This window comes from Paenarthrobacter sp. NPDC056912 (assembly GCF_042786555.1).
GTDB lineage: Bacteria > Actinomycetota > Actinomycetes > Actinomycetales > Micrococcaceae > Arthrobacter.
In genome coordinates this window covers 97,171-107,123 of sequence record NZ_JBHUCD010000015.1, presented here as the reverse complement: position 1 = coordinate 107,123, position 9,953 = coordinate 97,171, and the positions used below count along the sequence as shown (strand labels likewise).

Here is a 9,953-nt window from a genome sequence, read left to right as displayed (position 1 = left end):
GTTTTGGTGTGGGGTTGTTTTTTGTTTTACTGCGGCCGCCGGGGGTGGGTGGGGCGGGGGGGGGTGCGCCCCTCCCCCTCCCCCTACAAACGGTCTCCGCCGGGGGCGCATAGGCCAGCCCCCCCCCGCTTCTTGTGTACGAAAGGGGTTATGCCTTCAGCTTGGGCTTGACGTCCTTGGTGTAGATACCGTCGAGCGTTTTCTTCAGCTCGGTCATGGTTGCCTGCACGTCGCCTTGTTGGGTCAGGATCTTGGCCGCGGCCTTGGCCATCTCCTGGTCAGCGCCAGGCAGGAACACACGTGCATTGTCCTGGACCTTGGTGACGGCGAGCTGGTCCATGGCGGTTTTGATCTGCGGAGTGGCGGCGAGGACTGCCGACATATCGGCTGAGAGCCGGGTAGGCATGTAGCCCGTCGCAGCCGAGAAGGCAGCGGTGTTCTCAGGTTCGGTCATGAACTTCAGGAAGGTCGCTGCAGCCAGCTGCTCTTCCTTGGTGATGCCGCTCGGAATGCCGAGGCCGGCGCCACCGGTGGGGCAGACTCCGCTGGGTACCTCGGGGCCGCCGGGAAGGAAGCCGACGCCCACGTTGAACTTGGCCGCCTTCAGGACACCCAGCAGGGAACCGGTGGACGAGATGGTGGACGAGGTGATGCCGGCGGCAAAGTCGTCAGCTGCTTCCTTGGACGACACACCTGCCCAAGCGTCCCTGTAGATGGAATCCTGTGCCCACTGGAGGGCAGCCACTGATTCCTTGGAGTCACAGGTGATGTCCCAGTCCTTGGACCAGCTGCCACCCCAGCCCCACAGGTTGTTCTGCAGGGTCCAGCCGGCGTAGCCGGCCAGGGCGGGGTAGATGTAGGCATACTGGGCGCCTGACGTGGCCTTGAGCTTCGGAGCCCACTGGGCGAATTCCTGCCACGTTGCCGGGGCCCGGTCCGGAAGTCCTGCTGCCTTGAAATGGTCCTTGTTGTAGTAGAACAGGGGCGTGGAGCGGCCGTAGGGGAGCGCCCACTGCTTGTCGTCGTACTTGTAGTCGTCCACCAGCGACTTCTGGAAGTCATCGACCTTGATGTCCAACTGCTTCACCAGGCCATCAATGGGGATGATGCTGCCGTTGGAGTAGTAGCGGAACCACCACACGTCAGAGAGGACCACCAGTCCCGGCAGGCCGGTCTTGGCCGCCTGTGACGTCTGGAACTTCTGGGCGATTTCCTCGTAGTTGGCGCCGGCCGTCACCAGGTTGACCTTGATATCCGGGAACTTGGCGTGGAACTTCTCAATAATCGCCTTCTCCACGTCCTGCGACTTGCCCGGGTGGTTGGTCCAAAAATCGATGGACGCTGCGGGCCTCACGCCCGTGAAGTCGATCGTGGAGGTGTCGACGGCGTCTGCCGTGCCCGCCGTCGATGGCCCGCCGCATGCGGCGAGGGCCGCTGCTCCGGCTCCAAGGCCTGCCAGCCCCAGGAAATGTCGGCGGTCAAGGTTGGTACGCATGGTGCTTCCTCTCAATAACTCTCAATAGGGGTATTTCGATGCGATGGTGCGGTTGGAAAAATCAGCCGGTGACACTGCCTTGGGTCAATCCGGCAACGATGTAGCGCTGGAGCGCGGCGAAGACCAGCAGGATGGGGACGATCACCAGCACAGCGCCGGCCATGAGGATGCCCCAGCCTGCCCCGTTGCCTTCTGAGTTCTGCAGCAAGGTCAGGCCCACCGGGAGTGTCATTGTTTCGGGCCTGTCCGTGATGATCAGGGGCCAGATGTAGTCGTTCCACTCACTGACCACAGTCACCAGGGCTACGGTGGCGATGGACGGAACCGACACAGGCACGATGATCTGCCAGAGGCGCCGCCAATGGCCGGCGCCGTCGATCTCGGCTGCTTCGAGGATGGACGGCGGCAGGGACAGGAAGTGCTGCCGTAGCAGGAACGTGCCGAACGCCGTCCCGAGGCCCGGGAGGATGATGCCCCATAGCGTGTTCTTGCCGCCCATGCCCGCGATGAGGATGTAGTTGGGCAGGATGGAAACCTGCGCCGGAACCATGAGGGCTACAAGGATCAGTACGAAGATGACGTTCTTGAAAGGGAAGCGGACGAACACCAGCGCATAGGCCGTCAGGATGGCAAGGATGACTTTGATGGACGAACCCACCACGGTGACGATCAGGCTGTTGGCGAAGAACTGCGCGAACGGGACGGTGGTCATCGCAGTCGCATAGTTTTCCAGGTTGAGGGATTCCGGCAGGATTCTGAGATCCATGGTCACGATTTCGCCCGGCTGCTTGAAGGAACTCAGCAGCATCCACAGCAGCGGCAGGAAAACCACCAAGGTGGCAATGATCAAAGGGACATAGCCGGTTGCGACAGTCTGGAGCAGACTAGCCCTGGAAAGCGGCCGCGGCGGCTCGGGCGGAGAGGTCTCCTCCGGCGAAACAACGACGGCGGATGGCAGCGCGCTCATGAGTAGTGGACCTTTCGCTCAACGAACCGCAGTTGGAGGACGGTGATGATCAGCAGGATGACGAACAGGACCACTGAGATCGCGGCCGAGTAGCCGGCCCTGTTGTAGGCGCCGAAAGCCTGCAGGTACGCCTCGTAGATCAATGTGCTGGTGCCGTTGCCGAGCGGAGTCATGATGCGGATGAGGTCGAACGCCTGCAACGAGCTGAGCATGGTGGTGATCAACAGGAAGAACGTGGTGGGGGAAAGCAGCGGGACGGAAATGTTGAAGAACCGGCGAACACTGTTGGCTCCGTCCAGGGCTGCGGCTTCCATGACGTCGCGCGGCAAAGACTGCAGGCCGGCGAGGTACACCACGGCGCAGTAACCCAGGTTCTTCCAGACGTACACGATGATGACCATCGCCAAGGAAAGTTGGGGATCGTTGATCCACTGTGGGCTTTGCTGGCCGAAGCCCCGAAGGATCCAGGCGAGCACACCGTAGCCGGGGTCAAAGATGAACAGCCACACCAAGCCCACCCCGACGCCGGAGAGCACGTAGGGCGCGAACACCGCTGAGCGGGCGAACGTGGTGCCCCGGACCTTGGAGTTGAGGGCAAGGGCGACCAAGATGCCGAGCACCATGGATCCGCCCACGGTCACCACGGTGAAAACTGCCGTAGTCCCGAGGACCTTGGGCGCGTCATCGCTGGTGAAGAAGGTGACGTAGTTCTGGAGCCCCACCACAGTGGCCGAAGCCGAGCCCAGTGTCCAGTCCAGAGTGGAGTAATAGATGTTGTTGATCAGGGGCCAATAGGTGAACGTGCCGATCAGCACCAGGTTCGGCAATGCCAGGGCAAGAAACACCAGGAAGTCCTTGCGGCTCCGGCCGGACCACCGTCGCCTTTTCGGACGGGTCGGTGCGGCAATTTCTGGCTGGGCCGGCGGCTGGGCACCTGGTGGTTCTGCCGGCGCAGGCGTGCTGCTGTGAATCAGTCGGGAAGTCATGGGTCACTAACGGTGTCGGGCGAATGTGGGCGCCAGCTCCCGGATCGGGGCGGCGGGACAGGCCTAGCTCACCACATGGAAATGGGCCCGAACGGCCAAAAGCTGGCACGCTCGCGATAGTTGTCTTACACTTCCAAGCCCGTTTACTCAGCGTTACTCGCGTGTTCGTATTTGAGGCTCGGCTACCACTTGTTGCCGCCGGTGGTCGCAGCCAACTGGCTGCCACCCTCTGCGCGCTCGGTCGTGCCTCCCCAACGGCACCCTCGCCTCGCAAGCTCGGCCAGGGAACCCTGCCGTCGTGGGCCCACCTTAGACGCGCGCTGCCGGGTGCCAGCCATATTGCTGAGTGAGCCGTCGCTGCAGGTGGAGAATGGAGCCATGAATTCGATCACCGATGTTCCTGGCATACGGGTTGGGCATGTGCAGAAGAGGGGAGAGGGGTGGTTGTCCGGGGTGACTGTGGTGCTTCCTCCGCCGGGGACCGTGGGGTCTGTTGATGTTCGCGGGGGAGGTCCCGGTACTCATGAGACTGATGCCTTGGACCCGACCACTCTTGTGTCCACCGTGGATGCCGTGGTGTTGACCGGTGGGAGTGCGTTTGGGCTGGTGTCCGCTCACGGTGCTCAGCGGTGGTGTGAGGAGCAGGGGAGGGGCTTTGCTGTTCCGGGGACCGTGGTGCCGATTGTTCCCGCTGCGGCCATCTTCGACCTCGGGCGCGGTGGCGACGTGCACGCACGGCCCGACGCCGACATGGGCTACCAGGCAGCAGCCGCCGCCTTCGCGTCCGGTGACCATGCCGCCGTCGGACGTGGAAGCGTTGGCGCCGGTACCGGTGCTGTCATTGCGCGCGGGCAGTACAAAGGCGGGATTGGCACGTCCTCGATCACTCTCGACCACGGTGTGATCGTTGGTGCAATCGCTGTGGTGAACGCGCTCGGCGCTCCACTGGGGCTTGGGCAGCCCGTGCCGAGGGCGGCCGGCCCGCATGGCCTGAACACGACGCTGGTGGTGATCGCGACCAATGCTGTGCTTGATGTCGCTGAGTGCAAGCGGACCGCCGGCGCCGGGCACGCGGGGTTGGCCCGGGCGTTGGATCCTTCCCATACGCTGGCCGATGGTGACACTGTGTTCGCTTTGGCGACGGGCGCCGTCGAGCTTGACCGCAGCACCGAGCAGGCGCGGCAGGTGTCGCTGATTACGCTCCAAAGTGCCGCTGCGGAGGCAGTCCGGTTGGCGATCCTGGACGGTGTCCTTGCTGCGGATGGCGTGACGACGGCCGCAGGTGAATTCCCGGCGTTCCGGTCGTCGGGGGAGTGACGGCGGCGGACCCTTGCGCTACCATTGACGGATTTAACTTTCCGGCCTCATTGGCGTAGAGTTATTTGTTGGTTGTCTCTGCAGCCACGCCCTTTTTAGTGTCGTGGTTCCAAGAGGGCCAAGCAAACAAAAAACGTCCGCTGGATCTTCGGTGCCTAACCGGAGGACGGTGGCAAACAACAGTTAGCGGAGGATATGGCCAAGAAGGACGGGGTCATTGAGATCGAGGGCGTTGTGACTGAGGCGCTGCCCAATGCGATGTTTCGTGTTGAGCTCACCAATAAGCACGTCGTTCTCGCACACATCTCTGGGAAGATGCGTCAGCACTACATCAGGATTCTCCCAGAGGACCGCGTAGTGGTGGAGCTGAGCCCATACGACCTCACTCGTGGTCGTATCGTCTACCGCTACAAGTAAATTGCTGGGCGGCCAGGCAACAGTGCCTAAGCCGCTCCAGCAGATCAACTGCAAAACACGCAAAGGAACGCCATGAAGGTCAAGCCGAGCGTCAAGCAGATCTGCGACAAGTGCAAAGTGATCCGCCGTAACGGCCGGGTCATGGTGATCTGCGAGAACCCGCGCCACAAGCAGCGCCAGGGCTAATTCCCCTTCCGGGAATCAGCGTCCGCAAGGGCAAACCTGGGTTGCTAACCCACGCAAGTAAATTAAGGCAGCACAAGCTGTGCCAGGACTGCATTCAGAGCCCGGTCAGCGTACCCCCGGTCGGAGGCTGGGGCCACACGGAACGTGTGGGTGTACTGCCTACGACCTCCGGTTTATTCAAGGAGTACCGCCACTATGGCTCGTCTCGCTGGCGTAGACATTCCCCGCGAAAAGCGGTTGGAAATTGCGCTTACTTACATCTACGGCGTGGGCAAGACCCGTGCACACGAAACCCTGGCTGCCACCGGCATCAGCGCTGACGTTCGCGTCAAGGACCTGACTGACGCCGAGCTGGTCCAGCTGCGTGACTACATTGAAGGCAACTACAAGGTTGAGGGTGACCTTCGCCGCGAGGTAGCCGCTGACATCCGCCGCAAGGTAGAGATCGGCAGCTACGAAGGCCTGCGCCACCGCAAGGGCCTGCCCGTACGCGGACAGCGTACGAAGACCAACGCTCGTACCCGCAAGGGCCCGAAGCGCACCGTCGCCGGCAAGAAGAAGGCCGGACGTTAATCCCTCGGGATTGACCTGGTTTTCCCCCGATAACTTTCTGTAGGAGAAACAATGCCCCCGAAGACTCGTGGAGCGGTCCGTAAGCCGCGTCGCAAGGATAAGAAGAATATTGCGCTTGGCCAGGCGCACATCAAGAGCACCTTTAACAACACCATCGTGTCCATCACGGACCCGAACGGTGCTGTAATCTCATGGGCTTCCGCCGGTGAGGTTGGCTTCAAGGGCTCCCGTAAGTCCACTCCGTTCGCTGCCCAGATGGCTGCTGAAGCTGCTGCAAAGCGCGCTCAGGAGCACGGTCTGCGCAAGGTTGACGTATTCGTCAAGGGCCCGGGATCCGGACGCGAAACCGCAATCCGTTCACTTCAGGCCGCTGGCCTCGAGGTTGGCTCCATCCAGGACGTCACCCCCAGCGCCCACAACGGTTGCCGCCCGCCGAAGCGCCGCCGCGTCTAATTAGGTCTTCCCTGCCTGACCGGCCGGGCCTGCTATGGATGGTTTCTACCTTCCGTCAGCATGGCCCGGCTGGTCAGGCTGGAAACCGAAGCCGATTTCCACCACCTGTGTTGCGTCATATAGCGGATGCTCGCCGAAAGGAAACCTAAGTGCTCATTGCACAGCGCCCCACCCTGTCTGAAGAAGTTGTATCCGAGAACCGCTCCCGTTTCATCATTGAACCGCTGGAGCCGGGCTTTGGTTACACCCTCGGAAACTCCCTCCGCCGTACCCTGCTCTCCTCCATCCCCGGTGCCGCTGTAACCAGCATCCGGATCGATGGCGTGCTGCACGAGTTCACCACGGTTCCGGGTGTCAAGGAAGATGTCACCGAGATCATCCTGAACATCAAGAACCTTTCGGTTTCCTCCGAGCACGATGAGCCGGTTGTTGCTTACCTGCGCAAGCAGGGCCCCGGAGTCGTCACCGCCGCGGACATCGCTCCGCCGGCCGGCGTCGAATTCCACAACCCGGATCTGCACATTGCCACTCTGAACTCGAAGGGCAAGTTCGAACTCGAACTGACCATCGAGCGCGGCCGTGGCTACGTTTCGGCAGCTCAGAACAAGTCCGGCGACTCCGAGATCGGCCGTATTCCGGTCGACTCGATCTACTCGCCGGTCTTGAAGGTAACTTTCCGCGTGGAAGCTACCCGTGTCGAGCAGCGCACCGACTTCGACAAGCTCATTGTCGACGTCGAGACCAAGCAGGCTATCGCACCGCGTGACGCCGTTGCTTCCGCAGGCACCACCCTGGTGGAACTGTTCGGTCTTGCCCGTGAGCTGAACACCGCAGCTGAAGGTATCGAGATTGGCCCGTCGCCGACGGACGCTGCCCTGGCAGCCGACATGGCTCTGCCGATCGAGGATCTGGACCTCACGGTCCGTTCCTACAACTGCCTCAAGCGTGAGGGCATCCACACCGTGGGTGAACTCGTTGCCCGCTCCGAGGCCGACCTCATGGACATCCGTAACTTCGGTGCGAAGTCCATCGACGAGGTCAAGGCAAAGCTCGTTGAACTGGGTCTGTCCCTCAAGGACTCCCCTCCCGGTTTCGATCTCGCAGCCCGCGCCGCAGCCATCGAAGAGGACGACGCCGCGTTCAGCGACGACGAGCTCTAAACAGCAGATCTTGGCCGCACGGTCCAGCGATGGACCTGACCGGCTTACATAACAGGAGAAATTACTATGCCTACCCCCACTAAGGGTCCGCGCCTCGGAGGCGGCCCGGCTCACGAGCGCCTGATGCTCGCGAACCTGGCAGCTGCTCTGTTTGAGCACAAGCGCATCACCACCACGGTCACCAAGGCCAAGCGCCTGAAGCCGTACGCAGAGCGTCTGGTCACCTTCGCCAAGCGTGGCGACCTCGCTTCCCGCCGCCGCGTTCTCGGCCTGATCAGCGACAAGGGCGTTGTCCACGAGCTGTTCACCGACATCGCCGGCGCCGTTGCCAACCGCGATGGTGGCTACACCCGTATCACCAAGATCGGCAACCGCAAGGGCGACAACGCTCCTATGGCTGTCATCGAGCTCGTCCTCGAGCCGGTTTCCCCGAAGCAGGCCGTTGTTGCTGAAGCAACCGCAGCTGCTGCCAAGGCTGCTCCGGCTGCCGAGGAAGAGGTCGTTGAGACCGAAGCCGTAGAAACCGAAGTTGCTGAAGCCGAAGAGGCTCCCGCCGCTGAGGCTGAGGTTGCTGAAGCTGAAGCTGCTGAGACCGAAGAGGCTCCGGCCGCTGAGGACAAGAAGTAATTCACTGAATTCTTCACAGTAGACTTAAGTCTATGAACGAACGAAAACCCGCTGCCCCCGTTTTGGGGGGCGGCGGGTTTTTGCGTGTCCGACTTGATCTTTCGTACGACGGCGGCCCCTTCAGCGGGTGGGCGCTGCAGCCTGGTCTTCGGACCGTGCAAGGCGCACTTGAAGAAGCTTTGGCGCTCCTCCTGCAGCGAGCTGTCCGGGTGACGGTTGCCGGTAGGACCGACGCCGGAGTCCACGCCCGTGGCCAGGTAGTGCACCTGGACCTGACGGAAGCCGAATGGCTGTCACTGCCGCGCGGGCACGAACTCGATCCCGCCGTCGCGCTTTTGCGCCGGCTCCGTGGCGCCTTGAGCCGGATACTCGGTGACCACACAGGTGCCGTAGAAGTACACGACGCCGTTCTGGCGCCCGAAGGCTTCGACGCCCGCTTTTCGGCATTATGGCGTCGGTACAGCTACCGGATTGCCGACGGTCCTGCGCGTTGGGACCCTGTCCTGCGCGGGATCACGTTGTGGCACAAATCGCCGGTGGATGTCCCGTTGATGAACGAGGGTGCCTCGGCGCTGCTGGGACTGCAGGATTTCCGTTCCTATTGCAAGCCCCGGGAAGGGGCCACCACTGTCCGCGAACTGCAGAAGTTTCAGTTTGATCGGGGACCAGACGGCGTCATCGTCGTCACGGTGCAGGCCGATGCTTTTTGCCACAACATGGTGCGTTCCCTCGTGGGTTCTGCCCTCCGTGTGGGGGAGGGCCTGGAACCCGTGGGATGGCTCCACCAGCGGCTCGTGGAACGGAAACGGGATGCTAAATCTGTCCTGGCCGCCCCGCACCCGCTGGTGCTGGAGCAAGTTGCTTATCCGTCCGACAGCGAGGTTCTCGCCCGTGCCGAACTGACTCGCGCACGCCGGGAGTAGACGCCCTACTTGGCCTCTTCGGACTTGTCGGGGTTTTTGGTCCAGATGGAGGCGAGCATTCCGATGACCAGGATGGCGGGTGCGCCGTACATCAGAGTGTTCATCACGATGGGTTCGCGGAGGGCGCGGATGGCGTTGCCGATGTGGGGGATGGTGGCGATTTGCTTGTCCACGGTTTTGCCTTGGAGGGTGGCGATCCAGGGGTCGATGCCGTTGTTGGCGTCGCCTTTGGTTTGGACTGCGACGCCGCCGTCGGCGGTGGCGGTGATTTCGGTGATGCGGTGGGTTTCCACCCGGTGGTCTTCGACGGGGATGTGGTAGGTGATGATGTCGCCTACTTTGATGTCCGTGATGGGGGTGGGGACGGTGACGACGACGTCGCCGGGGTTGATCAGCGGGGCCATGGATCCGGTGAGCATGGTGGAGGTTTGGTAGCCGAGCACGCGCGGGCCGATGGCCAGGAGCAGGAAGGCCAGGGCGGCGAGGACCAGGGTGCCCAGGCCGATGAATTTCATGATGGTGCCGGCGACGCGGCGGAAGGCACCCGGCGCTGCAGTGGTTTCGACGGCGGGAGTCCCGACGGCGGCGGGCCGGGGTTCGCTGGCGGTCTTGGTTGCGGAACGCCGGCCGTGGAGGGCGGGTCCGTTGATGCTGGTCAGTGCGCTCATTGTCCTGGCGTTCCTTCCGGAATGTTCGTTGTTTTCTGATTAACAGTCTGTGGTGACTGGCTCAATCTTGCTGCGTGAAAGCCTCAAGTCTTGCTCAGGAAATGGACCGGGAACCGGCCGGAAGGGCAAACCGGCCGGCCCCCGGGGCCTGGTGGGAGAGGCTCCTTGCAAGGGGAGCCTC

Annotated in this window: 12 protein-coding genes; 8 read left to right on the top strand and 4 right to left on the bottom strand. The window is 62.4% G+C overall.

The window, feature by feature from the left end:
• Positions 1–148: 148 nt before the first annotated feature.
• The 3 genes from ACFRJ9_RS16670 to ACFRJ9_RS16660 form a co-directional block, all read right to left on the bottom strand.
• Complete coding sequence (locus ACFRJ9_RS16670) at positions 149–1,495, bottom strand: ABC transporter substrate-binding protein (protein WP_377670112.1); 1,347 nt, start codon at positions 1,493–1,495, stop codon at positions 149–151.
• Between the two features lie 61 nt (positions 1,496–1,556).
• Positions 1,557–2,462, bottom strand: coding sequence for a carbohydrate ABC transporter permease (locus tag ACFRJ9_RS16665; protein ID WP_377670110.1), 906 nt, complete (start codon positions 2,460–2,462; stop codon positions 1,557–1,559).
• Complete coding sequence (locus ACFRJ9_RS16660) at positions 2,459–3,448, bottom strand: carbohydrate ABC transporter permease (protein ID WP_377670108.1); 990 nt, start codon at positions 3,446–3,448, stop codon at positions 2,459–2,461. Before ACFRJ9_RS16660 ends, ACFRJ9_RS16665 begins: the two co-directional genes overlap by 4 nt.
• 378 nt (positions 3,449–3,826) lie before the next feature.
• On the opposite strand from ACFRJ9_RS16660, the gene ACFRJ9_RS16655 reads away from it, so the two are divergent.
• From ACFRJ9_RS16655 to truA, 8 genes are all read left to right on the top strand, one after another.
• Positions 3,827–4,765 (top strand): P1 family peptidase, encoded by a 939-nt coding sequence (locus ACFRJ9_RS16655; RefSeq protein WP_377670106.1) that lies wholly within the window; start codon positions 3,827–3,829, stop codon positions 4,763–4,765.
• A 195-nt stretch (positions 4,766–4,960) separates the two neighbouring features.
• Positions 4,961–5,182, top strand: coding sequence for a translation initiation factor IF-1 (gene infA / locus ACFRJ9_RS16650; RefSeq protein ID WP_011775571.1), 222 nt, complete (start codon positions 4,961–4,963; stop codon positions 5,180–5,182).
• A 72-nt stretch (positions 5,183–5,254) separates the two neighbouring features.
• Positions 5,255–5,368, top strand: a complete 114-nt coding sequence (gene rpmJ, locus ACFRJ9_RS16645; RefSeq protein WP_011775570.1) for a 50S ribosomal protein L36 — start codon at positions 5,255–5,257, stop codon at positions 5,366–5,368.
• Positions 5,369–5,563: 195 nt separating this feature from the next.
• Entirely contained in the window at positions 5,564–5,941 is a 378-nt protein-coding gene (gene rpsM, locus ACFRJ9_RS16640) for a 30S ribosomal protein S13 (protein WP_011775569.1), read from the top strand.
• Between the two features lie 51 nt (positions 5,942–5,992).
• Positions 5,993–6,394, top strand: a complete 402-nt coding sequence (gene rpsK, locus ACFRJ9_RS16635) for a 30S ribosomal protein S11 (protein ID WP_014922380.1) — start codon at positions 5,993–5,995, stop codon at positions 6,392–6,394.
• Between the two features lie 149 nt (positions 6,395–6,543).
• Positions 6,544–7,554: a DNA-directed RNA polymerase subunit alpha gene (locus ACFRJ9_RS16630; protein ID WP_011692778.1), complete on the top strand. Its 1,011-nt coding sequence runs from the start codon at positions 6,544–6,546 to the stop codon at positions 7,552–7,554.
• A 66-nt stretch (positions 7,555–7,620) separates the two neighbouring features.
• Entirely contained in the window at positions 7,621–8,181 is a 561-nt protein-coding gene (gene rplQ / locus ACFRJ9_RS16625) for a 50S ribosomal protein L17 (protein ID WP_377670103.1), read from the top strand.
• Positions 8,182–8,213: 32 nt separating this feature from the next.
• Complete coding sequence (gene truA / locus ACFRJ9_RS16620) at positions 8,214–9,104, top strand: tRNA pseudouridine(38-40) synthase TruA (RefSeq protein WP_377670101.1); 891 nt, start codon at positions 8,214–8,216, stop codon at positions 9,102–9,104.
• A gap of 5 nt (positions 9,105–9,109) precedes the next feature.
• On the opposite strand, the gene ACFRJ9_RS16615 is transcribed toward truA, so the two are convergent.
• Positions 9,110–9,772, bottom strand: a complete 663-nt coding sequence (locus ACFRJ9_RS16615; RefSeq protein ID WP_377670098.1) for a signal peptidase I — start codon at positions 9,770–9,772, stop codon at positions 9,110–9,112.
• Positions 9,773–9,953 lie beyond the last annotated feature (181 nt).